At 63.6% G+C, this 25,903-nt stretch carries 23 protein-coding genes and 4 pseudogenes; 12 read left to right on the forward strand and 15 right to left on the reverse strand.

Going from position 1 to position 25,903, the window contains the following annotated elements:
* The 9 genes from BJQ90_RS01990 to pxpA all read right to left on the reverse strand — a co-directional run.
* The coding region (locus tag BJQ90_RS01990) for an IS256 family transposase (protein WP_226758642.1) at positions 1 to 1,170 on the reverse strand (1,170 nt) is incomplete at its 3' end.
* A gap of 613 nt (positions 1,171 to 1,783) precedes the next feature.
* Positions 1,784 to 2,668: a haloacid dehalogenase type II gene (locus BJQ90_RS01995; protein WP_226758643.1), complete on the reverse strand. Its 885-nt coding sequence runs from the start codon at positions 2,666 to 2,668 to the stop codon at positions 1,784 to 1,786.
* A 451-nt stretch (positions 2,669 to 3,119) separates the two neighbouring features.
* Positions 3,120 to 4,241, reverse strand: coding sequence for an EAL domain-containing protein (locus BJQ90_RS02000; protein ID WP_226758644.1), 1,122 nt, complete (start codon positions 4,239 to 4,241; stop codon positions 3,120 to 3,122).
* A 509-nt stretch (positions 4,242 to 4,750) separates the two neighbouring features.
* A complete protein-coding gene (locus BJQ90_RS02005; RefSeq protein ID WP_226758645.1) occupies positions 4,751 to 5,854 on the reverse strand; it encodes an NADH:flavin oxidoreductase in 1,104 nt (367 codons plus the stop codon).
* 328 nt (positions 5,855 to 6,182) lie between these two features.
* Positions 6,183 to 7,169, reverse strand: a complete 987-nt coding sequence (locus BJQ90_RS02010; protein WP_226758646.1) for a biotin-dependent carboxyltransferase family protein — start codon at positions 7,167 to 7,169, stop codon at positions 6,183 to 6,185.
* Positions 7,159 to 8,064: a 5-oxoprolinase subunit B family protein gene (locus BJQ90_RS02015; RefSeq protein WP_226758647.1), complete on the reverse strand. Its 906-nt coding sequence runs from the start codon at positions 8,062 to 8,064 to the stop codon at positions 7,159 to 7,161. Before BJQ90_RS02015 ends, BJQ90_RS02010 begins: the two co-directional genes overlap by 11 nt.
* The gene (locus BJQ90_RS02020; RefSeq protein ID WP_226758648.1) at positions 8,061 to 9,413 is read right to left on the reverse strand and encodes an acetyl/propionyl/methylcrotonyl-CoA carboxylase subunit alpha; all 1,353 of its coding nucleotides are present in this window, start codon (positions 9,411 to 9,413) and stop codon (positions 8,061 to 8,063) included. Before BJQ90_RS02020 ends, BJQ90_RS02015 begins: the two co-directional genes overlap by 4 nt.
* 2 nt (positions 9,414 to 9,415) lie before the next feature.
* Positions 9,416 to 9,655, reverse strand: coding sequence for an acetyl-CoA carboxylase (locus BJQ90_RS02025; RefSeq protein WP_226758649.1), 240 nt, complete (start codon positions 9,653 to 9,655; stop codon positions 9,416 to 9,418).
* Between the two features lie 36 nt (positions 9,656 to 9,691).
* Complete coding sequence (gene pxpA, locus BJQ90_RS02030; protein ID WP_226758650.1) at positions 9,692 to 10,447, reverse strand: 5-oxoprolinase subunit PxpA; 756 nt, start codon at positions 10,445 to 10,447, stop codon at positions 9,692 to 9,694.
* Between the two features lie 120 nt (positions 10,448 to 10,567).
* Here pxpA and BJQ90_RS02035 point away from each other — a divergent pair, with 120 nt between their 5' ends.
* Entirely contained in the window at positions 10,568 to 12,013 is a 1,446-nt protein-coding gene (locus BJQ90_RS02035) for a PucR family transcriptional regulator (RefSeq protein ID WP_226758651.1), read from the forward strand.
* A 64-nt stretch (positions 12,014 to 12,077) separates the two neighbouring features.
* On the opposite strand, the gene BJQ90_RS02040 is transcribed toward BJQ90_RS02035, so the two are convergent.
* A complete protein-coding gene (locus tag BJQ90_RS02040; protein ID WP_226758652.1) occupies positions 12,078 to 13,103 on the reverse strand; it encodes a LacI family DNA-binding transcriptional regulator in 1,026 nt (341 codons plus the stop codon).
* Positions 13,104 to 13,381: 278 nt separating this feature from the next.
* On the opposite strand from BJQ90_RS02040, the gene BJQ90_RS02045 reads away from it, so the two are divergent.
* From BJQ90_RS02045 to BJQ90_RS02075, 7 genes are all read left to right on the forward strand, one after another.
* Positions 13,382 to 14,398 (forward strand): asparaginase, encoded by a 1,017-nt coding sequence (locus tag BJQ90_RS02045; protein WP_226758653.1) that lies wholly within the window; start codon positions 13,382 to 13,384, stop codon positions 14,396 to 14,398.
* Positions 14,399 to 14,454: 56 nt separating this feature from the next.
* Entirely contained in the window at positions 14,455 to 15,345 is an 891-nt protein-coding gene (locus tag BJQ90_RS02050; RefSeq protein ID WP_226758654.1) for a polysaccharide deacetylase family protein, read from the forward strand.
* Complete coding sequence (locus BJQ90_RS02055; protein WP_226758655.1) at positions 15,342 to 16,739, forward strand: MFS transporter; 1,398 nt, start codon at positions 15,342 to 15,344, stop codon at positions 16,737 to 16,739. The genes BJQ90_RS02050 and BJQ90_RS02055 overlap by 4 nt, the downstream gene beginning before the upstream one ends.
* Positions 16,736 to 17,503 carry an SDR family NAD(P)-dependent oxidoreductase gene (locus BJQ90_RS02060; protein WP_226758656.1) on the forward strand — a complete coding sequence of 256 codons (768 nt, stop codon included), beginning with the start codon at positions 16,736 to 16,738 and terminating at the stop codon, positions 17,501 to 17,503. Before BJQ90_RS02055 ends, BJQ90_RS02060 begins: the two co-directional genes overlap by 4 nt.
* Positions 17,504 to 17,522: 19 nt before the next feature.
* Positions 17,523 to 18,242: an SDR family NAD(P)-dependent oxidoreductase gene (locus tag BJQ90_RS02065; protein ID WP_226758657.1), complete on the forward strand. Its 720-nt coding sequence runs from the start codon at positions 17,523 to 17,525 to the stop codon at positions 18,240 to 18,242.
* Positions 18,243 to 18,683: 441 nt separating this feature from the next.
* A complete protein-coding gene (locus tag BJQ90_RS02070; RefSeq protein WP_226758658.1) occupies positions 18,684 to 18,881 on the forward strand; it encodes a hypothetical protein in 198 nt (65 codons plus the stop codon).
* Positions 18,882 to 19,327: 446 nt separating this feature from the next.
* On the forward strand, positions 19,328 to 20,101 hold the full coding sequence (locus BJQ90_RS02075) for an EAL domain-containing protein (protein WP_226758659.1): 774 nt from the start codon (positions 19,328 to 19,330) through the stop codon (positions 20,099 to 20,101).
* 986 nt (positions 20,102 to 21,087) lie between these two features.
* On the opposite strand, the gene BJQ90_RS02080 is transcribed toward BJQ90_RS02075, so the two are convergent.
* Positions 21,088 to 21,465: a hypothetical protein gene (locus BJQ90_RS02080; protein ID WP_226758660.1), complete on the reverse strand. Its 378-nt coding sequence runs from the start codon at positions 21,463 to 21,465 to the stop codon at positions 21,088 to 21,090.
* Positions 21,466 to 21,564: 99 nt separating this feature from the next.
* On the opposite strand from BJQ90_RS02080, the gene BJQ90_RS22835 reads away from it, so the two are divergent.
* From BJQ90_RS22835 to BJQ90_RS02095, 3 genes are all read left to right on the forward strand, one after another.
* Entirely contained in the window at positions 21,565 to 22,101 is a 537-nt protein-coding gene (locus BJQ90_RS22835) for a sigma-70 family RNA polymerase sigma factor (protein ID WP_226758664.1), read from the forward strand.
* Positions 22,088 to 23,032: a hypothetical protein gene (locus tag BJQ90_RS02090; RefSeq protein WP_226758661.1), complete on the forward strand. Its 945-nt coding sequence runs from the start codon at positions 22,088 to 22,090 to the stop codon at positions 23,030 to 23,032. The genes BJQ90_RS22835 and BJQ90_RS02090 overlap by 14 nt, the downstream gene beginning before the upstream one ends.
* Positions 23,033 to 23,123: 91 nt before the next feature.
* Complete coding sequence (locus BJQ90_RS02095) at positions 23,124 to 23,483, forward strand: hypothetical protein (protein ID WP_226758662.1); 360 nt, start codon at positions 23,124 to 23,126, stop codon at positions 23,481 to 23,483.
* A 19-nt stretch (positions 23,484 to 23,502) separates the two neighbouring features.
* Here the strand turns inward: BJQ90_RS02095 and BJQ90_RS02100 are convergent, their stop codons facing one another.
* The 3 genes and pseudogenes from BJQ90_RS02100 to BJQ90_RS02110 all read right to left on the reverse strand — a co-directional run bounded on the left by BJQ90_RS02100 (position 23,503) and on the right by BJQ90_RS02110 (position 25,021).
* The gene (locus BJQ90_RS02100) at positions 23,503 to 23,691 is read right to left on the reverse strand and encodes a hypothetical protein (protein WP_226758663.1); all 189 of its coding nucleotides are present in this window, start codon (positions 23,689 to 23,691) and stop codon (positions 23,503 to 23,505) included.
* Positions 23,692 to 23,817: 126 nt separating this feature from the next.
* Positions 23,818 to 24,118: pseudogene (locus tag BJQ90_RS02105) on the reverse strand (ABC transporter permease); the annotation flags it as partial.
* A 700-nt stretch (positions 24,119 to 24,818) separates the two neighbouring features.
* Positions 24,819 to 25,021 (reverse strand): annotated as a pseudogene (locus BJQ90_RS02110) (cold-shock protein).
* 345 nt (positions 25,022 to 25,366) lie between these two features.
* Between BJQ90_RS02110 and BJQ90_RS02115 the strand changes: the two are divergent.
* Positions 25,367 to 25,718: pseudogene (locus BJQ90_RS02115) on the forward strand (transposase); the annotation flags it as partial.
* Positions 25,719 to 25,822: 104 nt separating this feature from the next.
* Here BJQ90_RS02115 and BJQ90_RS02120 read toward each other — a convergent pair.
* A pseudogene (locus BJQ90_RS02120) lies at positions 25,823 to 25,903 on the reverse strand (transposase); the annotation flags it as partial.

Here is a 25,903-nt window from a genome sequence, read left to right on the forward strand (position 1 = left end):
GGTCATGGAGGCCTCGGAGAGGTAGCGGCGGTCCCCGGCTTCCCATTCGTCGTGTTGCTCGACGAGGACCGCGCCGGCGAGCCGGAGAAGGGCTGCCGGGTTGGGGAAGACTCCGACGACGTCGGTCCGTCTTTTGATCTCTTTGTTGACTCGTTCCATGGGATTCGTGGACCAGATCTGGCGCCAGTGTCTGGCCGGGAACCCGGTGAACGCGAGCACGTCGTCCCGGGCGTCGCCGAGCATCGCGGCGACCTTCGGGTGGGATTTGAGGAGCATCCGGGTGACCTCGTCGAACTGGGTGTTCACATGCCCGGCGTCGGGCTGGACGAAGGCGGTGCGGATGATCGAGGCGACCATATCCTGGGATCCCTTCGGCACAGTCGAGAGTACGTTTCTCATGAAATGCACGCGGCAACGCTGCCACGCCGCGCCCTGGAACACGGTCCCGATGGCCTTCTTCAGGCCGCTGTGCGCGTCGGAGATCACCAGCTTCACCCCGTCCAGGCCGCGGGCCTTCAACGACCGCAGGAACGCGGTCCAGAATCCCTCGTTCTCGCTGTCGCCGACGTCGAAGCCCAGGACTTCCCGGCGTCCGTCCGCGGCGACGCCGAAGGCGACCACGATCGCCTGGGATACCACGCGGTGCCCGACGCGGGCCTTGCAGTAGGTGGCGTCGAGGAACACGTACGGGTAATCCATGGCGGAGAGGTCCCGGTCCCGGAACGCGCCGACTTCGTGGTCCAGGTCCTCGCAGATCCGGGACACCTCGGACTTGGAGATCCCGGTCTCAGCGCCCAGGGCTTTAACCAGGTCATCGACCTTGCGGGTGGAGACCCCGTGCAGGTAGGCCTCCATCACGACCGCGTAGAGTGCCTGGTCCACGCGGCGGCGGCGTTCCAGCAGGGCCGGGAAGAACGACCCGTTCCGCAGCTTGGGGATCTTCAGGTTCAGGTCCCCGGCGGTCGTCGTCAGCGTCCTGGGTCGGGACCCGTTGCGCTGGGTGGTCCGGGCCTCGGAGCGCTCAAACGGGGCGGCGCCGATGAATGCGGTCGCCTCCGCCTCGATGAGCTGCTGGTACAAGGTTTCGGTCGCGGCACGGATCCGATCGGAGACATCGGTGAGTTTCAGTTGGCCAAGGAGGTCAAGCAGGGCAGACTGGTCTAGAGCCATCGTGTGTTTGTGTCCTTTGTGAGTTCTTTGATCGGTACTCACTGACCATCGCACGATGGCTCACTACGTCGCCGGAGCAACGCGCAACTGCGGAGATCTACACCACTCAGCGGGACGTAACCCGGTAGTCCGAAGAGACGGTGGCCGCGGTTCGGGCCCAGTTGTACGGTAGGAGGGACCGCCGGAAAGCTTCTTCTGCAATCAGGCGAGGCTGGAAGTCCCGCACAGCGCGATGTCAGGGGGTATGGGTTCTGATGGATGAAAACCCGCAGGAGTGCACTCAAGTTGCCTTCCTGCTCACGGACCTTGAGATCCCGGAAGTCTGGTTGGCGTACTTCGGGTACGGGGCAGCCAGGATGTGTGGGTCGTCGATGCATATCTGAAGGGACTGATGCCGCTGCCGGCACAGGACTGTGATCTGCTGGCGTAGGTCCTCGATGAGCGCTTGGATGAACTCCACTTCCCGCGCCTTGCTTCCTACAGTGACTAAAGACGCCCCCTTGGGCCGGACTGAGAACCCCAGACGGAAGGTTTATTCACTGACGGCGGGAAGGGCCCCCACCGGGGCGGTGGTGCCGTCGTCCTGCCTACGTCCGGTCGAAGAACGCACGGTTCAGTCGCTGGATCCGGTATCTGTGGTCAACCCGCGGTCATCGTGTTCGCGGCGGTCTTCTTCTTCGGCGGGGCCAGCTGCGATCGTGGGGAACCCCTCGGTGGGATGAGTTTCTGCGGCAGTGTCCGGATGGCGGGTAGCACGGTCAGTTCCTTTGGCCTTCGGAGCCGCCGGCGCGGCGGTATGTCCCGGGACCGGCGCCGTCCCCAGACTGTTCTCCAGGAATGGTGCTAGTTCGCGAAGCGACCCGAGTGTGATCTCCGGTGGTGTGAAGTAAGCCGGATACGGGGCATCGGCACGGTTGATCCATGCCGTGCGCATTCCGGCGCGGGCCGCGCCGTGGATGTCCCAGGGATGGACGGCGACGAGGAGCATCTGTTCCGGCTCCACACTGCAGGTCCTCGCAGCGCGCGTGTAAGCAGTCGCAACGGGCTTCCAGGAGGGCCCGTCCTCAACCGAAAGAAGAGCCTCGAAGACGCCGCGGATCCCTGCGTCACCCAACAGTTTCTCGGCCACTTGGGGAGAGCCGTTGGAAAGCGTCACCAGACGGAACCCTGCGGCATTCAACTCCCAGACCCCGCCAACCACGTCAGGGTGGAGCGCCAGCTCAGCCAGCCCGCTCATAATGTGCACGACGGCGGCCTCCACACTCCGGTTCAAGGGCAGCCCCGCCAGACTCACCCGCAGCAAATCCGCGGCTATTTCCGCGAACCGCGCCCTGTCCCCGGCGGCGGCCAGGGCGAACCCGTCACGCAGCACCCCAGTAAACCAGACCTTTGCCAGGAACGATGGTGCACCGGTCTCGGCGAAGCGGCCACCCATGACCGACATGTCCGACAGGGTCTCATTTACATCAAAAACGATAACGGCGGGCCGGATGGACATATGGGCTCAATTCACTCGGGACAGGGCATCCAGGGACTGATCGTATCCGCGCCAATCCCCGACACGGCATGCCCACAGGGGTGTGTCCATGATGCCCCCGTCGTCCCCGCCTATCCTCACCGCATCCCTATCCGCATGATGGCACACGTCCAAGGTCCCATTCCATCCCAAATACTAACTATGACTGAGACGGCCGGGCGGCTCGTCAGGGCGCGGTAGGAAAGACGAGGATCTCGTCGTTCGACACACCACCTATGGGTCTTTTTGGGGGTGCCCTCCCCGTTGGGTAATCCGCAACGTCCATTCCTCCAGCTCCGCAGCTACCCCGCCAGACCATCCGCTGCATGATCGGCTTACAGGCAACGGGGGTGACTTTTAGCGCTGCGCGAGTGCCGCCACTAATCGCTGGGGTTCACAGGTGCAGTTGACCGGGCAATGCTGGGGGCCGTGGTCAATACCAAATCGATGCTATTGGGGGAGGAGCGTCTGATCCGGTCTTTGAAGGAGCCGGGAGGTCCCATCGGGCCCAGTCCTGGTGGCGGGTGGTGGGCCGGTCGAGGAGGTAGCCTTGCACGGCTGTCACGCCGAGAGCGGCGACGGCCGCCAGTTCGTCATGGGTTTCGATTCCTGCGGCGATGAGGGTTGCTCCGAGCTGTTCGGCGAAGCCGGCCATGGCCTCGCCGAAGGCGTGGCGGAGTGGGTCCGTGTCGATTCCGGCGATGAGGTTGCGGTCCAGTTTGATGATGTCGGCGTGGAGCTTCCTGATGTGGCGGATCGAGTCGAAGTATGAACCGGCATGGTCGATGGCGAGCCGGATTCCGCGCTGTCGCAGGGGTGCCAGGGTGGTGACCAGGGCGGCGGTCTGCTCTGCGGTCAGGGCTTCGGTGAGTTCCAGGACCATGCGGTCAGAGGCCAGTATGGATTCCTCAAGTAAGCCCGGCAGCAGGGGGTCCAGGCAGGTGGTCGGGGAGAGTTTCAACGTCACGTAAAGGTGGGTCGGGAGCTGTTGCGCGGCGGCGAGGGCGGATTCCAAGGCCGCGAATTCAAGTTCGCTTCCCAGCTGCGCCTCGGCGGCTTCCGCGAACCAGTAGTCCGCGGTGCTGCTCCCCTCGGTGACGAACCGTGTGAACGCTTCGACTCCTGCAACGGAGCCTGTGGAGAGTTCGTAGATCGGCTGGAAAGCGGTCAGCAGCAGTCTTCCTTTCAGGACCGCTTCGATCCGCGAGGCACGTTCTGCCGGGGACGGGGTTCCGGCGAGCGGTTCAATGGCGGGCCCGACGGCCGGGGCAAACGCCATCGAGGTGCCGCCCGGGAGCCCGGCCAGGGACCTGAGGGCAATCAGGTGTTCGGCCAGCGCTGTTTCCGGGTGCCCGGGATGGGCGGCAACGTGTTCGCGAAGCTGATCCCTGATATGGCCCTGCTCCGGTATGGAGTCCGCGAGCACGGTTTCGATAATGGTCGAGGCCTGCCGGATGATTCCCGGAGCGGTATCACGGGAGCACCCGCCGGGTGCCGGGTCAGCGAAGGATTGGTCTTCGGAGGATGCTGGAGAGGACGATGGTTCCATCGACATGGGCTATTCCCTTGTTCCCTGTCCCGGCTGAGTCCGGAACCGGCCCGCATCTTCCAGAAACCAATGCCCCGGATCTGGGGGGAAGGCCGTGAACGCAATCTACCATGTACGGGCACATTTGATCCCCGTGGATGTGGTGCCTCGTAAGCCGCGACTGGCAATGCACCAGGTCCTGGCAGGGTCACCAAAGATGATGGAAGTGACTGTGGATCATGCCAGTATTGCGCCGCGCCGGGCGGAAGGCCGTGTGGCCTGTTCGGGGGTTCCGCGCCGCCAAGTTGGGCTACTGTCTTTTTACCCGCGCCGATGATCCCAAGGATGATGGCACGCGTCCTCATTAGTGGCTGAGGCGGCCTTCAGTACTCCGTGGAGTTCTATGATCAGGTCGAGATCCGGAATCACCGCCGCACATATTGCTCGGGGCTCGGGGTTTAAATCTGAATTTCGTCGGGTTCAAGTGGAACGGGCCAGCCGGCGCACGCCCGCGCAGCCCGCTTGCGGTGTGTTCCCTATGCGGGAAGTTCCAGTTCCCAGTCCTTGACGTCCGCTACCGGGGCGAACAGGCTGGTGTTGAGCTCATCGAAGGCCAGGTTGTTCCTTACCCGGTGCGGCCAGTTCCGGTTCGCCAGGGCCGCTTTTCCCAGGGCGATCACGTCGGCAGCACCGTCACGGAGCAGGGAGGCGGCCGTTTCGGGGTCGTCGAGGTTGCCGTTGGCGATCACGACGATTCCGGAGTGCTTCTTGGCCAGGGCAGCCAGGGACTCCGAGCCGCCCTCGAATGCTGGCGCCGCTGCCCGATATTCGGTGGTGTGGATAAAATCAATCCCGGTAGCTCCCAGGGCTTCAAAGATGGTCCGTGCTTCTTCGGCTCCTCCGCGCCACCGGTGGTCATTGTCGCTGACCTTGGACTGGGAAATGCGGATTCCTACGCTCATGTCCGGGCCCACGGCCTCTCGTACGGCGCGGCAGATCTCGGCGGCGAACCGCACCCTGTTCTTGGGTGAACCGCCATAGTTGTCAGTCCTGTCGTTCAGGTAGTCGGTGAGGAACTGATCAAGGAGATAACCGTTGGCGCCGTGGATTTCTACACCGTCGAATCCGGCTTCCCTGGCATGCAGTGCGGCCGTGACGAAACCTGCCCGGACCTGCTCCATCTGGTTTGCGGTGATCTCTGCGGGGACCGGGTAGGGGCCTTCTCCCCGGTAGAACGCCAACTGCTCACCCTTGGGTGCGATGGCGGAGGGTCCGATGGTTGAGTCCACGAACCGGTTCCCCTGGGTCTGCGCCCCTGCATGCATGAGCTGGGCAAATATTTTTGCGCCGGCGGCGTGGACGGTATCGACGACGTTTGCCCAGGACTGGGATTGTTCCTTGCTGGCGAGGCCCGGTTGGAACAGGTATCCCTGGCTGTACGCGGTGTCCGGGTAGATGCCTTCGGTGATCAGCAGTCCGAAACCACCCCGGGCATAGGCCTCGTAGTAGGAGGCCATTCTCTCTGTCGCATGGCCGTCCTCGGTAGCGCTGATGCGGGTCATGGGAGCCAGGGCGACACGGTTGGGCAGCTCGGTTGAGCCGATCTGAACAGGGGACCAGAGGGGTGCGAAATTCGGCATGAATATCTCCTTTAGGGTACTTTTCGGGGAAGAACAGGGCAAGCGGCTTTGAAGCGTGCTCCTTGGCTACTGCAAACGACACAGTCCGGGCATATATTTCCTGCGCTGGCCGTGTCGCGGCCGCGGGCTTTGAGGCAGGCGCCACGGCGGAGGCGACCTCATGTGTGAAAAACTTCATTGCGTTCTGATTGCCGTCGCGTTCGAGGCTCTCGGGAGGTGGTTGAAGGGGTGCCCGGGTTGTCATCGGCGCTCCTCCGTGTCCGGAGAATTGTGGGACCGTAGCAGCCAGATCCGAAGGCGGCTTCGGATTCTGCTTCTGCAGCTGTGATCAGTGGCTGGCGCCGAGGGCCGCCCGGGCGTTCCTCTTGAGCTCGGCGAGTTCCTTGCGCGCCACCAGGGCCTCGTCCATGCTCACGGCTACGAATCTGGTGGACGTGCCGGGGGCGGCGCGGGCCAACAGATCCATGTCCGCGCTGATCACAGTGCCGACCATGGCGTAGCCGCCGCCGGAGACGGCATCGCGGTGCAGAATGATCGGCTGGGTGCCGCCGGGAATCTGAATGGACCCGACAGCATAGCCGGCATCCACAATGTTGGACGGGTCCGAACCGGCACCGAAAGGCTGCTCCCGCTCTTTCCACTTCACTCCAGGGCCGGAGTACCTCAGCCCCATCCGGTCGGCCACGGGGGTCACCTTCCACTCGCTGTTGAGGAGATTGTCCAGTCCTTCGTCGGTGAGCCGGTGGTCGTACAGGCCCAGCACGATCCTGACTGTCTGTTCCTTGGCGAAGACGGGACGGAATTCTTCCGGAACAGTGTCGGCGTCGGGCAGGGCACCGTCGTAGAGCGGGCTGGCGACAGGAACCAGGTCGCCGGCCTGAAGTTTCCGGCCGTTGAAGCCACCGATGGCGCCCAGACTGTAGGTGGACCGGCTTCCGAGAACCTCGGGAACATCGATGCCGCCCTGGACCGCGATGTAATAGCGCGTACCGGCCCGGATGACGCCGAAGCTGAGTTCATCGCCGGCCTTCAGTTGCAGCCGGGTCCACTCGGGCACCGGTTTCCCGTTGACGTTGAGTTCCACGGGGGCCCCGGTGACGGCGATGACGGCATCCTGGTCGGTTGTCAGCACCGGGCCCATATACGTGCATTCGAGGACGGCCTCCTTGGCGGTGTTGCCCACCAGGGCATTGCCGAGTTCAGCAGCATACTGGTCCATGGAACCGCTCTGCGGGATGCCCACGTTGTAGTGGCCTGTGCGGCCCTGGTCCTGGACCGTGGTGGCCAGTCCCGGGTTCTTGATGTCAAATGCCATTGAGGGCCTCCATGAGTTCCTGGTTGTAGCCTTCGGGATCCGCCAGCGCCTTGGACAGATCAAATGTCACGGGCGCCTGCCGGTAGCGGAACGTCCCAGCGGCAATCTCGGCCTGGATGGCGTTGTATTCAGCCTCGGTCACCGGCTTGAACTTCACGATGTCGCCCGGACGGAAAAACACCATGAATTCCTTGAAATCGGCCAGGAACTGGGCTGGATCGAAGATTGGCGCGGCAGCCACTCCGAACATCTGGTAACCGCCGGCACCCCGAACGGAGTAGATGCAGCCGAAGCAGCCGCCGTGGCCCACCGTCAGCTTGGGGGTATCGGTGCGGGGACTCAGATACTTCGGGACTTCCAGTTGTTTCTCCCGCTCCACAAGCTGGAAGAGGAATGGCAGGCCGGCCACGAAGCCGACCATGGAGACAAGCCACGGCTGCTCGTGATGCCTCTTGATGAACTCCGAGGCATCCTTTAGGTTGTTGACTTTGGCGGCGTAGTCAATGTCGGTACCACCCGGCTCCTGGTGGAATCCTTCGCGGAAGCGCTCTGCTACTTCGGCCGTGAAGGGGTCCTCGTACCAGACAGGCACTTCGATGATTCTGGTTTCGAGTGCCTGCTGCTGGTGGTGCGCCAGGTCCCCTTCAATCGTTCGTACGGCGTCTTCAAGGGTCGACGGCGGCAGTCCGTCTGGGTCGAACCTCACCAGCAGCGAGGCGTTGGCAGGGCATATGTCCACGATGCCGGGCAGCTCCATGGCTGAAAGCTTCTCGGCGATGGACATGACCCTGAAATTGGCGGCCAGGCTCATGGACTCTGAGACTTCGACGAACAGGAATTCGTCTCCGCCCCAGGTGTAGCGGGCCTCCGATACGGCAGGTTCGGGGCTACTCATGGTGCCTCCATCAGATTGTCGACGGTTTCTATGAACTTCGAGTGGTGCTTGACGGCGGTGAATTCGGGCCGTGCCAGAAGCGTCTTGTGCACCGGGATGGTGGTCTTGACCCCGTCGATGTGTGTCGCATCCAAGGCTGCCAGCATGGCTGCGATGGCGCTGTTACGGTCCGGTGTGTGGACAATCAGCTTTGCGAGCAGGGAGTCGTAGTACGGGCTGACCAGTGATCCTGCTTCCACGCCCGTGTCTACCCTGATGCCCTCGCCGGAGGGCCATTCAATGGATTGGATGAGGCCCGGGCTGGGGAAGAAGTTGTGGTCCGGGTCTTCGGCGTTGATGCGGCATTCGATGGCGTGCCCGCTGAAGCGGACGTCGTCCTGCCGGATGGACATGGATCCGGTGGAGGCAATAAGTAGCTGTTCACGGATCAGGTCGACGCCAGTGATTTCCTCGGTGACGGGATGCTCCACCTGGATGCGTGTGTTCATCTCAATGAACGCGGCCTCCTGGCCGGCGGGGTCGTAGAGAAATTCCACCGTTCCGGCGCCGCTGTAGCCGCATTCCCGGGCGAGTTCCACGGAGGATTCCCGGATGGTCCGGCGGACGGCGTCGGGAAGGTCGGGCGCCGGGGCTTCCTCAATGACCTTTTGGGAGCGCCGCTGCATGGAGCAGTCGCGGTCTCCGAGATGGATGAAGTTGGTTCCGTCGCCAAGGACCTGTACCTCCACGTGCCGGGCGTGCTGCACAAAGCGCTCCAGGTAGACGGTCGGGTCTCCGAAGACCGACGCCGCCTCGCCGCGCGCCATCTCTATGGTTTCGAGCAGTTCGTCCTCGTTGTGCACAAAGCGGATGCCCCGGCCCCCGCCGCCTGCGGAGGCCTTGACCATCAGCGGATAACCGATGCCGCGGGCGGCTTCCAGGGCGTCGGCCTCGGGGTCGAGCGGCCCGTCGGAGCCGCGAAGCACGGGAACACCTGCTTTGCGGGCAGATTCCCTGGCCATGGACTTGTTGCCCATCATTTCGATCGCGCCAGCGTCTGGACCCACCCAGGTCAGGCCTGCCTCTATGACTTTTCGGGCGAATATCGCGTTTTCGGAGAGGAATCCGTAGCCCGGGTGGATTGCGTCGCAGCGGTTGTCCACCGCAGCGGCGATGATGGCGTCCTGATTTAGGTAGCTGGCGGCGGCAGGGGCCGGTCCAATCACGATGAAGTTGTCGGCTGCGCCCGCGGCTAGGGAAGCGGCGTCGGGTTCGCTGGTCACCAGAAGCGTCTCGATGCCCATTTCGCGGGCGGTTCGAGCGATCCGCACGGCGATTTCCCCGCGGTTGGCGATGAGCAATTTCTTCATTTCTAGCCTTCTCGGATGACGATTATGGTGTCGCCAGGATTGACCATGTCGCCTTCGTTGACCTTGAAGGATTCGAGGGTCCCCGCCACATCGGATTGTATTTCGGTGAACTGCTTCATGATTTCGATGATGCCCACGGTCTGTCCGATTTCGATGGAGTCGCCCTCGTTGGCAAACGGCGGCTTGCCCGGGCCGGGCTTGCGGTAAAAGACTCCAGGGAGGGGGGAAACGATGTCTGCCATGTGCTGCTCGCTTTCAGGTGGTTGGATAAATCGGCTCTAGCCCAGGACCGCGCGTACGGCGCTGGCCACGGCGGTTGAGTTTGGCGCGTCGGAGTGGACGCAGATGCTTCGGAAGGGAATGTCCAATTCGGTGCCGTCAACGGCCAGGACCGGCTTGCCGGCCAGGGCCCGCCGGACGCGCTCGGCGGCGGCATCGGGATCGGTGGCAACCGGGCGACGCTGGATCAGCAGCTCCCCGGCCGGACCGTAGTTGAGGTCGACATAAAGTTCGGGCACGAAGTCCACGCCCATGGCCCGGCACACTTCTTCGTGGACGGTCCCGGCGAGACCGAAGAACGGAACGCCAAACTGCAGCGCTGCTCCGGCGGCGGCCTGCATCAGTTCCTCGTCACCGGCCAGCATTCCGTAGAGGGCGCCATGGGGTTTGATGTGGTTCAGTTTGAGCCCGTGTTTTCCGAGGAACGCCGTTAGGGCCCCGGTCTGGTAAAGGATGATCGACTCGACCTCGTCGGGGGTCAGCACCATCCGGCGGCGGCCGAAACCCACCACGTCGGGGAGCCCAGGGTGTGCTCCGACAGCCACCCCGTGGTCGGCGGCCAGCGCCACGGTCCGGTTCATAACGTCGGGATCGCCCGCGTGGAACCCGCAGGCCACGTTGGCAACGTCGATGATACGCATCAGTTCTTCGTCATTGCCGAACTCGTGGAGGCCCAGGCCTTCACCCATATCTGAGTTCAACAGCACACGCCCTTGAGCGCGGGGCGAGGTGTCGGGAGTCACATTTGTTTGCATGGTGCAACGCTACTCAGCATTCCCGGCCGCCGATATTGTGCCGTCTGACGAATTGGTGGGCCTGACTTATGCTGGTTGCACTATGTAGGCAGTTACTCATGCTCTCGATGGAGGCTTCCTTTGAGAATCTCAGACCTGATGGACGACGTCGATCTCAACATCCGACTTAGTGTTCCGGGTGCCGAGGGCCGCCTGAACCGGCCCATCACTTGGTGCGCGCCCACCGAACATATGGACCCCACGCCCTTCCTCAGCGTCAATGCCCTCGTGCTGACTAACGGCATGGGCCTGAATGTGAGGGACTTCAGGATCTGGGACGCCTATGTGGAACGGTTGGCCGCAGTGCCCGTCTCCGGACTGGCGTTTGGCCTGGGCGCCGCACACGGGGAGCTGCCGGCCGGCTTGGTCCTGGCGTGCGAGGCGCACGGATTGCCCTTGTTGGAGCTCCCGCCGGAGGTGCCTTTCGTGCTGGTTATGCGGCACGTGGAGCAGGTCATCGCCTCCGAGCGCTATGAAGAGCTGAGGAAGGGCTGGGAGCTGGCAGACGAATGCACACGGTTGGCGGCCGACGGGCACTCTTTGACCGTGGTCCTGGGGCGGGTAGCGGATGCGGTCAATGCCAGGGTGGCCGTAATCGATCAACATGCGTTCGAGCTTGTCTCGGCAGGTGCCGCTCACAGTGGGACCGCGCGGACGATGCTGCGTCTGCCCAGCGGCGCATCCGAGGAATTCAGGCTTGCCATTGAGGGGATCGGAAGCAACATTGTGCTCCAGCCCATCCTGGGCCCTGTGGCCGCCGTCATTGGCATGCAGCTGAGCTATACTCTGGGTTCCCATTCGCCCTTGCACTCCCGGGAAGCCGCGCGCTTCATGGAAGCCCTCTATGAGGACCGCGGCGAGCCGTCCGCACGGCTGCGCCGCTACGCCCTCGAGGCCGGTTTCGATCCTGACGGTGACTGGGGCGCGGTGCTCGTTGGCACTTCAGAGGTGGTGGCGCCCGCCAAACTGCGCGCCATTGCATGGCGGGCCCGGGTGGGGCTTCAGACCGCTTTCAGCACGGTGAGGTTCATGGAGGAACCTGGCCTCACCACTTTGCTGCTGCAACACCGGCATGGAACGGCCGATTTGGTAGACACCGTTCGGGAATTCTTTCTGGATGCCCCGGAACTCTCAGTCATCGTCACCGAATCCGCGAGCCTCAGCGAACTGCCGCTGACGCTTCAGCTTTCCCGCCGTCACGTGGGACGGCCCGGCGTCCATCGGGCGCCGCCGGCCGATCTCGCCGGCATCGTGCAGGGGTTGCCCAGCCCGGGGTTGGTGGCAATGTGCCAGCGGCTCCTGGCCCCTTTGGGTTCCGACGGCGGCGGTACGTTACGGGAGACGTTCGATGCGTACCTCCGCCACAGCGGGAATTCGGCGAAGATCTGCGATGAACTCTTTATCCATCGGAACACGCTCAGCTATAGGTTGCGGAAAATTGAGGAGCTCCTGAAATTGGATTTATCCGACGGCGCGGTCCGCGCCACCTGCATGCTGGCCATGAGTATCGTAGGGGAGCTTCAGTAGTCCAAATGTGCGGCCCACATAAATACTGGCCCGTTTCGCAGGATCCAAATCGGCGCGGCTGGATTCAGGCGCTGCTCTCCCGTATGCACAGCATCGGTTTCAGCATCTCCGGTTCGACACGTTCACCCCTAAGAACACGTTGAACCAGCTTGACCGCTGCCCGTCCGATATCCAGCATGGGGGAGCGGACAGAGGACAGCGGGATCGGGAGTTCCGCGGCCAGGGAGGTGTCATTGAATCCGACGACCGCCACATCACGGCCGACTGTGAGGCCATGGGACCGCAGTGCTCCCATGGCGCCGATCGCTGCGAAGTCATTGACAGCGAACAGTGCCGTCGGATGCGGTTTGCTCCGGGTCAGAATGGATTCGGCGGCTTCGCGGCCTCCGGCCGTATCGAACCGGGACCACACCACGTCATTGTCGGAGATGTTTCCCCCCAGCGACCGCCACCGCTCGATGAAGCCTGCCGTCCGGTCGACGGCGGTGCTGGCATAGGGTTCGCCGGCGATCACGGAAACCTTCCGATGCCCTTGGCTCCACAAGTGATCAGCAACGAGCTGGCCGCCAAGGGTATCGTCGCAGGTAGCCGAGGGGTAACCGTGAACCCGGCGGTTCATCAAAACGAACGGAACCTTCCGGGCCGTCAGATCCGGTAAGAGGTTGCTGTCCAGATGTGCGTCTCCGATAATCAGCCCGTCCACACGCCGGGCCAGCATAATATCGGCCTTCCGCCGCTGTTCATCGGGGTCGTCCTGGGAGTTCATGACGAAGGTGGAGTAGCCGAGCTCGGCCGCGGCCTCTTCAATACCTTCATACATGATGGCCAGGACCAGGTCCGAAAGTCGGGGAACGATCACGCCCAGGAGCTGGGTGCGCCGCGTCCGGAGTCCTGTGGCCTGGGGGTCCGGGGAGTACCCGCGCTTCCGTGCCAGATCGCGCACTCGTTCGGCGGTCTCAACGGAGGCCGCTCCCCGCGCCACATCGGAGCCTGAATGCAGGACCCGGGACACGGTAGAGGGATGAATTCCGAGCTCGTTCGCCAGATCCTTCAGCGTGACCGTGCGGTCGCCCGCACCAGTGTCGTCCATTTGTTCCCCTGCCTCAGTCCAAAGAGTCTTCCTCACCAAGCGTGCCCGGTGGCCCTTGGATCCCGGTCCTTCAGAACCCTTGACGTGTCTTACATCACATTCTATAGTCAACTCATACAGCAACCCAATCGATTGGGTAAGCCGGATTCTGCGAAGAGTTTTTACAGCCTAGAAACAGGCGGGGCCCGCTGCAGGAAACATCAGAGGAATACTTTTTACCCATCAACCCAATCGATTGGGTGCAAGCCTTCAGCAGGTGCACGAATATCGGAGTGAAAATGACTGTCACAGAGTTGGCTGGACCCCATGTGGTGCTGCTGGCCACGGGAGGAACAATCTCTTCCCGTGCGTCGGCGCCCGGGGGAGCCGCGGTGGCGTCGGATACGGGCGAGCAGGTATTCGCCAGCATGGGCGTGCCCGCAGCCTATGCGGTCCGTGTGGTCGATGTGTTCCGGAAGGGTTCATACCTGCTGACTGTTGATGACATGATCGCCATCTGTGCCAGGATCCGCGAGGCCTTAACCGACCCGCAGGTACTAGGTGTCGTCGTCACCCACGGGACGGACACGATGGAGGAGACGGCCTATCTTGTCGATCTCGTCCATGATGATCCCCGCCCGGTGGTGTTCACCGGAGCGCAGCAGGCGGCCGACTCCGATTTCCCGGACGGTCCCGGCAATCTTTCCCGTGCCATCGCCGTCGCCGGTGCCCGGCAAGCCCGGGGCAGCGGCGTGCTGCTAGCGTTCGGCGGCACGATCTTCCCGGCTGCCGGGGTCCGTAAGAGCCATACCACCAGTCTCAAGGCTTTCTCCAACCCGGATTTTGGGATAGCAGGACGGGTCTCTGACGCCGGAGACGTCCGGATGCAGCAGGCGCCGTCCCGACTAGCACCTCTGCTTTTGCCTGGCCCCGGAGCTGTTTCCCCGCGCGTGGATCTGATTGCTGCCTACCCGGGAGCTGACTCCACGCTCCTGCGGGCCTCCCTGCAGGCCGGCGCCGCGGGGATAGTCCTTCAGGGGACGGGAACCGGCAACGCCAACCGCGAGATCTGCCGGGAGGTCGCCGACGCTGCAGCGGCCGGGGTCGTGGTCGTCACGAGCACACGTGTGGAGGCCGGCGCCGTGGTCCCCCGATACGGCGACGGCGGCGGCGAGGACCTGCGCGCTGCCGGCGCCATATCCGCCGGGCTGCTCCGGCCGTCCCAGTCGCTGGTCCTCCTCAGTCTGCTGCTCAGACTGGGCGTCCCTAAGGCCCGCATCGAGGCGGTGTTCGCCCACCGCGGCAAGCTCCCCTGATCGTTTTCCCCGAAAACAGAACGTAAACAAACAAAACGCAGTGAAAGGTTGATCTCATGACAAAGGACATCCAAGTCGCATTCGGCGTCGACGTGGACGCCGTTGCCGGAATGCTCGGCTCCTATGGAGGCGAAGACTCCCCGTGTGATATCTCCCGCGGCCTGTTCAGCGGGGAAGTCGGCGGCCCGCGCCTTATCCGTCTCTTCGAGAAGTACGGACTCCCCGCCACTTGGTTCGTGCCGGGCCACTCGATCGAAACCTTTCCCGACCTGACGCGGATGATCGTGGACGCAGGGCATGAAATCGGTGTACACGGCTACTCGCACGAAAATCCCATAGCCATGACCCGCGAGCAGGAGACCGCCATCCTGGACCGGTCGATTGAACTCATCGAAAAGGTTTCCGGCCGCCGTCCCACGGGCTATGTTGCTCCTTGGTGGGAATTTTCCCCGGTCACCAACGAGATTCTCCTCGAACGCGGGATCAAGTACGACCACTCCCTGATGCACCGCGACTTTGAGCCTTACTACGTCCGGGTCGGCGACAGCTGGAAGAAGATCGACTACACGAGGGACGCCGAAACCTGGATGGAGCCGCTTGTCCGGGGCCGGGAAACCGACCTCGTTGAGATTCCGGCGAACTGGTATCTCGATGACTTGCCTCCCATGATGTTCATCAAGGCAGCCGCGAATTCCCACGGCTTCGTCAGCCCCCGCGACATCGAGCAAATGTGGCGCGACCAGTTCGACTGGGTCTACCGGGAAATGGACCAGGCCGTCTTCACCATGACCATCCATCCGGACGTCTCCGGCCGGCCCCAGGTCCTGCTCATGCTCGAACGCCTCATCGAACACATCAACTCCCACGAGGGCGTCAGCTGGCTCACGTTTGACCAGATCGCCGACTCCTTCCTCACCCGCAGCCCCCGAAAGGAAAACCAGTCATGACCATCCAGCAGCAGAGTGGCGTCGACCTGTCGACGCCGGCCCTCGACGAGAAACGCCGTTTCCCGGTCTTCTCCAAGCGCCACACCACCACCGCCACCGTGCTTGCCCTGTTCGCCTGGACGGTGGCCGTTTTCGACTACGGGCTTTTCGGCACACTCCTGCCGGCCATGCAGGAGGAGTTCGGCTGGAGCGCACCCGAGGCCTACGCGATTAACACCTGGATCGCCGTCGGCACCGCCGTCGTGTGCTTTGGCATCGGCCCCGTCATTGACCGGCTCGGCCGCCGCAAGGGCATGATGGTCACAGTCGGCGGCACTGCCATTGTTTCCGGCCTGACCGCGTTGATCCCCACCGGAATCCCACTCCTGAGCAACGGACTCCTGGTCCTGATTCGGTCCTTCGGCGGCCTCGGCTTCTCCGAACAAGCCGTGAACGCGACCTACATGAACGAGGTCTATCAGGTCACCGAAGTCGCCGACAAGCGCAAGCGCCCCGGCTTCCACTACTCCTTCATCCAAGGCGGCTGGCCGCTGGGCTTCCTGCTCGCCAGTGCACTCGCCCTTGCCTTCCTCCCGTCCCTTGGCTGGCGGGGCCTGTACCTCATGGCCACTGTCCCGGCAGCCGTCATTGTGTGGGTCATCTCCCGGAAGCTCAAGGAGACACCCCAGTTCGAACTGCACCACAAGCTGACCGAACTGGAGAAGAGCGGCAAGTCCGCCGAAGCACACTCCCTGGCCCACGCCTACGGCGTCGAACACTCTTCCGCAGCCCCGCTTAAGCGCATCTGGGAACCGCACCTGCGCCGGAACACGATCGTCTTTTCGCTGGCCTGGATCTTCAACTTCTTCGGGATTATGATCTTCAGCATCCTCGGCAGCTCCGTCCTCAAGAACGCCAAGGGTGTCGAACTCTCGGATGCCTTCTGGATGCTGATCGTTATCAACATGCTGGCGTACTTCGGCTACGTCTTCCACGGATGGCTCGGTGACAAGAACGGCCGCAAGCGGACGATCATTGGCGGCTGGATTCTCTCCGGCATCTCCTTCAGCATCATGCTCAGCCCCATCGCCACGAGCCCCTTCATGATCATCCTCACTTACGGCGCCGGACTGTTCTTCCTGGTCGGTCCGTACGCCGCGATCCAGTACTTCATGGCCGAGTGCTACCCCGTCAGTTGCCGCGCCACCGGCACCGCATTTATCGGCGCGATGAGTCAGCCCGGCGTCATCCTCGGCGGGGCACTCTTCACCGCAGTCGCCGCCGGAGCCGGCACTGGCCCCGCCGCCCTTTGGGTCGGCGCCACCGGAACACTCTTCTCCGGACTCCTGATGATCGCAGCCAAACCGCCGGCTGAAGCCCTGCTCGAGGACCACCCGCACGAGGTCGAAGTATGACACCGGAGACAAAGGTCGCTGTCATCACGGGGGCAGCCAGTGGAATCGGACGCGCACTTGCCGTCCACTACGCCAGAAATGGAGTGCGGTCCGTTATCGGCACCTTTCCCGGTGACCCGCACGACCCGCAAGAGACCCTCCGCTTGGTCCAGGACGCAGGGGGCCAAGCAGTCGTCCACGAAGTGGATGTGCGCAGCACGCCGTCCGTCGAGGCGTTCGCCGAACGCGCTCTCGAGGAGTATGGCCGCCTGGACTACGCGGTGGCCAACGCGGGAATCCTGCGAAACTCGCCCTTGGGCGAGATGACCGATGATCGCTGGGAGGACATGCTCGACGTCGATCTCACCGGCGTGCTGCGGACCCTGCGTGCGGGGTCCACCAGGATGACCGACGGCGGGGCGATGGTTGCCGTGTCCTCGATTGCCGGAGGCGTCTACGGGTGGGAGGAGCATGCCCACTACGCGGCCGCCAAGGCCGGCGTGCTTGGCTTGATCCGCAGCGTGGCAGCCGAGTTGGGGCCGCGCGGCATCCGCGCCAACGCCGTCATCCCCGGACTCATCGAGACACCGCAGTCACTGGACCCGGTGAACTCGCTGGGGCCCGAGGGCCTGCAGCGCGCCGGCCGGGAGATCCCTTGGGGCCGGGTCGGCCGGCCCGAGGAGGTTGCCAGCGTGATCGGCTTCCTGACCTCAGATGATGCCGTCTACGTCACGGGCCAGTCGCTGATAGTCGACGGCGGCCTCACCATCAAAATGCGTGCCTGAAAAGCCCTGGAAGGAACGAATGAACAACACTGACTCCGCCCCTAGCACGTCGGGCCGCGCTGTGGTGGTTACGGGCGGAGCCAGCGGCATCGGCAAGGCCATCGCCGAAGCCTTCACCGCAAACGGCGACAGAGTGGCTGTCCTGGACCGGTTTGGCGTGGACAGCATCGCCGTCGACGTCTCCGATGAAGCGAGCGTGAAGGCGGCCTTCGCTGCCGCACGGATGCAGCTGGGCAGAATCGACATTCTCGTAAACAGCGCGGGCCTGCTGACCGAATCACGGCTGGAAGACATGACCCTGGCCATGTGGAATGAAACGATTTCCGTGGACCTGACAGGCGTCTTCCTCTGCTGTCGGGAGGTGGTGGCGGAGATGCGGCAGCAGAAGTGGGGCCGCATCATCAACATCGCCTCCCAGCTGGCCATCAAGGGCGGCACCGGGCTCAGCCACTACAGTGCTGCCAAGGCCGGGGTGGTGGGACTGACCAAGGCCCTGGCCCTGGAAACCGCGGGCGATAACGTCCTCGTCAACAGCATCGCGCCGGGGCCGATAGAAACGCCGCTCGTTGACGGCATCTCCGAAGACTGGAAAGCCGCGAAGCGGAAGGAACTTCCATTGGGAAGGTTCGGAACGACCGCGGAGGTGGCCCCCACGGCACTCCTGCTCGCCAGCGACCCCGGAGGCAACCTCTTCGTGGGCCAAACCCTCGGCCCGAACTCCGGCGACGTCATGCCCTAGAAGGGGAAGATCACATGTGTGGTGCCTGCGGACGAACCGTCGTGACTGACCCCATCCTGGGGCCGGTCAGAACGATGCGGCAACACCTGATTGTCGCCCAAACTATCAACAGCATCTGCCACTCCCGGGCAGGGGCCCCGAAAGTGGCCGCCACCAGCGAAGGCTGGCTGGTCACGGGACCGACTGGTTCGATAGCGACCGTCGCGACGGTGGAAAAGCTATGGGCGGCCATCCTGAGGGACAGCCCTGGCAAACTGCGGCCAGAGTTACCCAATGACGTTGGCAGCCTTGCGGACGGTGAGAGCGGGGAGATCTCTCTGCGAGTCCGCGCAGCCGGCCACCGCGTATGGAACGAAATCTCCGGGGCTTCTGCTCACGGATCGGACCCCAGTAGAAAGGAAACAAAATGACCCCACAGACCACAGACCACAGACCACAGACATGATCGCGGAAATCGCCGCCACCGAAGCCTCCACACTGGAGGAAGAACTCAACATCGCAGTCGACAAGGCCCGGGCGAAAGCCGAACAGGAGGGAAGGCAAGGAATTTTAGTCACCCGGCACGGCCAGAGCCGCTTCACCATCGAAATCAGCGCGGAAGTCCCCTACGGACTCACACAGGACCGACAGGCGCCGTAGCCGGGCAACCAGCACCAGCAGTTGGGTTTGGCACTTCAGGAGCCCCTCTGGCGGGGCAAGACAGCCGACCAGGAAACGAGGCGCACCGCCAGCTCCGCAGGGGCCGGAACGGGGAAACAGAGGAATAGCCAATGTCGATAGAGTCCTCGTCTTTTCCAGGACGCAATGATGCCGCACGTGGGCCCCACGCGCTGAGCCGCGGGCCCGGTGACGATGCCGTCGGGATACGCCAACAGTCGGCCGAGATCATCGATGCGGTCCTATCCAGGCCCGGGGCGGAGGAGGAGTCTGTCAGGGATCAGCTACGCAGGTATCTTGCGGCGCATCCGGGGCGCCCGGAAGCGGCGCTGATCGAGCACCTGGTCGCTCTCAGACCCCTGACCCGGTTTCCTGCCGGTCTTACGGACCTCCAGTCCCGGGACGGCACGGCTACCCTGGGCCTGGAGGTGAGCATCCGGTCCCGGATCCACGCCGTTCTGCACGAGAGGAAGATGCTGACGGCCTTCCAGCCGATCTGTGAGCTTTCCAGCGGGGGAGTTGTCGGGGCCCAAGCCCTGACACGGTTCCTCGGCGATACCGACGAGGAACCGGCGGACTGGTTCGCAGGCGCCGGGGATGAGCGGCTGGGAAGCGATCTGGAATTCGCGGCCCTGGAATCCGCCATCGCCGCCGCGATGTTCCTCCCGGCCCACATGTACGTGGGGCTGAAACTGTCTCCGGCTACCTGCCTGGACCCGCTCCTACCGGGGTTCCTGGAGGACGCGGACCTCGCTCCCGGGCGCATGGTCCTGGAACTGACCGAGGCGATGACCCGGGAGGAACCCGCCACTCTGGCAGCGGCGCTGGCTCCGCTGCGCAGGAACGGGGTCCGGCTCGCCATTGATCACGCCGGTTCCTACTTCAACTCAGTCCGGCATATCAGACAACTCCGGCCGGACTTCATCAAACTCAACCTTGCGGCCGGCATTGAGACGGACCCGATCCGTTCCTCGCTGGGGGATGCAATGGTCGGCTTCGCCCGCCACATCGGTGCGCTCGTGACCGCCCAGGGAATCGAAACCCCTGCAGAACTGGCAGCCGTGACCGGTCTCGGAGTGAAGGCTGGCCAAGGCTATTTGCTGGGGGCGCCCACCACCCACCCGGAGGACTGGAACGGCTGGGCCCCCGCCACACAGGAAACACGGTCCCTGACCAGCCCGGACGGAACCCTAAGGTCCTGAGCCGGCCCCGGACCTCTCCCGCCGTCCGGACTGCTTAGACCCGGGCCAGCTTTTGGTGCTGTCCTTCCGTCAGGAGGGTCGGTTGCTTGCCCGGGACAACTATATGACGGATGATGCACGGGATTGACGACAAGGGTGACCAGTTCAACAGGATGTGTCGTCCGGAAAATTATGGCGGCTGCTACAACGACGGTCCCGGATCCGGGTCCGTCTCGGGCACCGTCCTGAGAGAGGACCATCGTCCTTGGCTGGGGTCAGCGAAATATCCATTCCCGCGGCCCGTTCGTGCACGATCTCCATGACCATTCCTCCTGACACCTTGACCTGGCTATGTGGTGTCTGCCGCGGGGAGGACAGGGAAAATTCAGGAATCTAACACTCGTGCTCAAAGCAACAATAAACGGTCTCCGTGGAAGTCCTCCGCACCACGCTAAATGACAGGCTCACCATCAGCACCAAGGCAAAATCGGCGTCCACCGCGGCAGACACCTCAATGATGCGCCCCAGCCTTGGACTGCCCAGAGCCGGGCGCGAGAGGACGGCGTACTTTCCCCTACCACGGCGCGACAGTGGCGCTGGACCGCTAAGTGGCAACGGCGTGCGGACTCGCCGGAACGAACCCAAAACGATCTTATCTTCGTCTTGAACGCCTCGTCCCACGACGTGCGGCAGCGAACACCGATGGCTACTTTCCCGCGGAGTGGGAAGCTTTGCTGACAAGCCGGGACTTCCCGACGCCGACATGAATTCTGGCAGGCGCCGTCCAAAAGTGCCCGCACGCGCCATTTGGATCCTTCCTTTCCGTCGAGAAATAGCAATCCAGACTGGGGCGGCGACGCACAATTAAATCTGCACTCGAAGGGAACTTCGCTTCCCGGATTGCCCGCGGTTTTCCCTGGGGGTGGGGCTAAGTGCTCGCGGGGTCCGTCAAGGCGGGCCAGCTTCCATTTCTCCGTGAAGTTTGCACGTGCTGTGTCTGGAGCGTTCTACGAGATGTTGAAGGGTGCGCTCACCGCGGCGGTAAGGGTGCCGGACGACGCGGTCAGGGTGTTGTTTGTCCCCTTTTTGTCGATTTTGCAGCCGGCAAAGGCGGCCACGCCAGAGGCTGCCGCCAGGGGGTTTACCGTGCAGGTCAGGTTGGCGGATCCTGGGGGCGGAGTGATGCTGAGTGTGACGGTTGCGGTGCCGGCGGTCACGTTGTTGCCGCCGGCGTCATGGATGGCCACCACGGGTTGGGTGGCGAACACGCTGTTGACCGGGGCGCCGGAGGGCCGGGTGGTGAGGACGAGTTTGGCGGCTGGGCCGGCGGCGATGTTGAAGCTGGTGCTCACCGCGCTGGTGAGCGACGCCGAGGCCGCGGTCAACCCATAAGATTTCCGCTGGTTGCTGTAAGAATTCGCCGGTTCGCGGAAACATGAGGGGTGTCTGGGAATCCCAACTTCTCAATGAGCGAGGGCAGCGTGATGTTATTGCAGCGGGAAGCCGATTTCATCTCCCTTCATGTTGCCCAGCACGAGCGCGTCCTGCACTACGTGCTCCGCCGCGTTGGCGACCTTGAGGTTGCCCGGGAGCTCACGGCGGACGTCTTCCGCATCGCCTGGCAAAAGTCGGAGGATGACCCCACCACCGAGGTGGCATGGCTGTTCGGTGTGGCGCGGAATGTCATCGGGAACGAATATCGAGGTAGGCGACGCAGACGCGAGTTGATACTCAAGCTCGTCGAGGGTGTCCGCGCTGCAGCCGAACCCGCCGGAGGCGATGTCGAGGCTGCGGTGGCAGAAACGCTGGGCAAACTCAGGCCAGGTCACAGGGAGATTCTCATGCTGCATTTCTGGGACAAACTTTCCACCGCCGAGATGGCGGCTGCCCTTCGATGCACCGAAAACAGCGTCGGAGTACGTCTCCATCGGGCCAAAAGCGCGTTCGCAGCGGCTATGCCCGAACAGCTCAAAGCTGGCCACACCGAAAAGGCAGGGGAGCACTTCCATGGACAGGATTGACGAACTGCTGGACTCGGCGAATCCAGTGCGGCCCTTAAACGCTCCGCGGCTGGATGCTCGTGCTGCGTTACGCACGGCACTCGAGGGCGCACCCGCCGTGGACGCCGTAGGGCAGGACTTTGTCGGCGGCAGGGGAAACGGGGTTTTTGGTGGCCGCGGGGCCCGGAGGCCTTGGGTTGTTGCTGTGGCTGTGGCCGCGATGTCCGCACTGGTAGTTGGCGCCGTTGTACTGACCCAGCTCCTCGCAGCGTGGCAGCCCTCACCGCCCGCCGCCTCGCCGTCCCCGAGCGTCAGCAGCGGTGTCACCGGCACGGACGAGTGGCGGACGGTGCGGCTGTCCCCAACGACAGGCGGAGCGGCTGGACCGCAGATCCAGCTTGAATTGGCACCCGGTTTCATTATAAGAAGCGACGTGCCCAACGAAAGCTACGACTCGTTGTCCTTCAGGATCGTGCGGGACTCGGCACCCCAGGGTGTCCTTGCGCAGATCTATTACGGGAAGGTGATGCCGCAGCGCGATCCGCAGGCTTGCATCGCCAGGCCGGAGGACTATGTGGAGTTGGACAGCGTCCCGGTTGACCTCCCCTTCAACGCCCTAGACCCGGAGGCGACGTCTCCCCGATTCGTCTACCGGGTTGTGACCGGACCGTCGCTGAAAGCTTCCCTTGGGATTACATCGCAGCCGCCTGGAACTTCAGTGGACGGGTGCACCGAATTCCATCACGTTGAATCCCTTCCCGGTGGAACCATGCTGATCGTGTCAGACCACTTCCAGTTCAGCGGAAGCGCCGCTGGCTGGTTGTCGACCTCGACGACTTCGCTGACCCCTGCCTTCGCATCCCTCGAAGAGGCCAGAGCGTTCATGGCGACGGACGAATACCTGACATATAAACGGATGCTGGCCTCCGTGCGGATCGTCCAGCCGGAGTAGGAAGCGAGCCATGTTCGATCACACCCTTGGCTCTCCAACCGAACTCCACCGACTCGCTCTGTTCTGAGTGCAGGCCCATTCCGGACAAAGCATGGCCCGACTCCTGATGTACGTCACCAAACCCTCCGAAATGGCTGAGCTTCCGGCCCCGCTGGTCCCACCCAGGGGCGAGCTCTTCCAGGAGCGCCCGCCGCTGAGTCAGCGGCAGTGCCCTCGCATCATGTTCGGCCACGGCCAGAACCTCGAAGGCGACGCAACTGGCCGGAGCCTGCCGAAGGAGCCCGGGGAGGGTCCTGGGGCCGGCGCCAAGGCGTTGCTGCATTGCGGAGAAGTCCAGTCTGCCCGGGCCCAGATCACCGCTTCGCTGTCGACCACGCACCCGGGCAATCCATCAGCTCGTGACGGCCCGGGCCCGTGCCACCTTCACGTGCGGGGCGAGGCCCTGCGGTAGCCCGGACCCGCACGGTGGTCTACCTCCCGCCATCGAGGCCTTCCAGTGCCTCGGCCTCGGCGGTGTCCAGCAGTGCTGTTGAGTCGCGGCCGGTGGCCCGGGCCAGGTCGTCCAGTGATTTGAAGTGGACCCGGGCGAGGGCGGTGGCCACCAGCTCGAGGTACGCAGTGCCGTTGCGCCGTGCGAGGCCGCCGCGATATTCGAGCATGCGCCCCTCCTAGGCACCGGATCCTTCGGATTCTTCCGCGGCGAGCAGGGTAAGCGTGAGGGCCGCCAGGTCCGGGCTGTCATAGATGAGTCCCATGGGCCAACGCCTCGCACCCCGCCTGCGCGGTCAGACGCCTGCCCTAACGGGGCGGACCCGTACTGGGGCGAGCCATGCGGTGAGCCCGACGGCGAGGAGACTTCCGGCGCCAATGATCGCGGCGAGGACGACGATCTGGAATCTGCCTGCCTCCAGCGGTGAGACGCCGCCGAAGATCGCTCCGACATACGCGCCGGGAAGCATGACAAGCCCCCGTGGTCTTGGTTTGGTCGACCATGGGAACGAGCGCTGCCGAAATTGCGCCCCGCACTGAATCGGCTGTCGCCTGTCGTGGACGTGCTCCGAGGGCGAGCCACCCTTCAATTTCATCCCCATAAGAAGGGCCTCGGAAGCCGGGTGCTACGAACTGCACAACGCCTATGACGCCTCAAACCCGCATACGCCGGCGCCTCTCGAACCGGACTGCCGCGAGTATCTGGAGACCATCTCCGTCCTCCTAACAACACTCGGCTACCCAATTCTTGAGCCTGTCCGGGAGATCCGGTTGGCCGGCCCGAGCGGCGGCGGCAACGATGCGGCTGAGACGCTACTCTTCCGGGAAGGCGGGACTGAAGCCCGAGCAAGGCCAACGACGGAAGGTCTCCTTGTTCTCGCCGGGTCGGCGGGCAAAGCTGTGGCTCGCCCCTCGCTGCCGGCCTCTCTCCTGCGCCGGCGCATTGACCTAGTTGAGCAGGGCGTGGTCGATATTCGCGGTGACGATTACGTCTTCGTTAAGGACCAGCTGTTCAGCAGTCCTAGCACCGCTAGCGCGGTGGTTTAGGCGGCAGCATCAACGGAAGAATTATCTGGAAGACTGCGACGGGCCGGACCTTCCAGCAGCTCGAGGATGAGGCACTGAATGATGATTCACCGCAATCAGCCTAGTTCCGCCTGATTTTGTCGCAACGGGTCCAAAAGCTGTGCGGTGGCTACCACCCGGATTATCGTCTCCGTGCCATATGTTTGCTCGCGCCTCCGGACACAGCAAGAGACTGGCCGGCCGCAACGACTGACCAGTCTCTCGGGGACTGCTAGAGCGGCTGAATGTTCTCAGCCTGGGGCCCTTGGGGCCCTGGGTTATGTCGAACTGAACCTTCTGGTTCTCGTCCAGGGACTTGTAACCGCTGGATGCGATTGCCGAATAGTGTGCGAACACGTCAGCGCTTCCGTCGTCAGGGGCAATGAAACCGAAGCCCTTTTCGGAGTTAAACCACTTGACAGTACCTGTTGCCATGCTTGATTTCCTTCACGGGTCGCTGGGCGGTTCCGCTTCTCGGAATACCGTTGCGTGCAGCCGATGTCCGTATTGAACACCGTGGACCTCGGTGCCCGGGTCTGAGGATGACCGGCCCGGCAGCGTGCGATTACGTTATTCACCGCGAACTCCCGCTCGCCGTGCTGGAAGCCCCTGCCGGACGTCCTCAACTGACCCCACCCAGGGTCCCGGAACGCGCGCCGTTCCCCGGCTGCCCGACGGGGGGAGTCCGGGGTGTCGTGCCGGCTGCCTGACGGGCCCCGGCTCGGTCATTGACGCCATCTCTCCGGGGTGGCGTCCGGCTTAATCGCCCTCTGCCGGCAGCCCGGTTTCGGCCCCGTCCTCGCCGCGGAGTTCCTCGGCGCCACCGGCGGAGACCTCACCGTCTTTGAAACCGCCGACCGGTTCGCCGGCGTAGCCGGACTCGCCCCCGCGCCCCGGGTACTCCGGCCGCATCACCGGCAACCACCACCGGCCCCGCCGCTACGACCGCCGGCTGTTTCGGGTTTTCTACCTCTCCAGGCTCTCGGCCCTGAAATCCTGCCCCGCCTCACGGAGGTACTACGACCGCAAACGTCTTGAAGGGAAAACCCACATCCAGGCCATGCTCTCCCTGGCCAGGCGCGGCCTCAACGTCCTCTGGGCCATGCTCCGCGACGGCACCACCTACACCCCGGTCCCGGCGCCGGAACCGCGGCTTGCGCCTGAGCGGGGTCCGGCTGGGCTACGCCCTCCTTTGACCGTGATCGGTGCCAGCCCGTTCTGGGACGAACGTATGAACCGGCAACGCTGCCACGCCGCGCCTTGGAACACCGTGCCGATGGCCTTCTTCAGGCCGCTGTGCGCGTCGGAGATCACCAG

It is taken from the genome of Arthrobacter sp. SO3, from assembly GCF_020532825.1.
Taxonomy (GTDB): Bacteria; Actinomycetota; Actinomycetes; order Actinomycetales; family Micrococcaceae; genus Arthrobacter.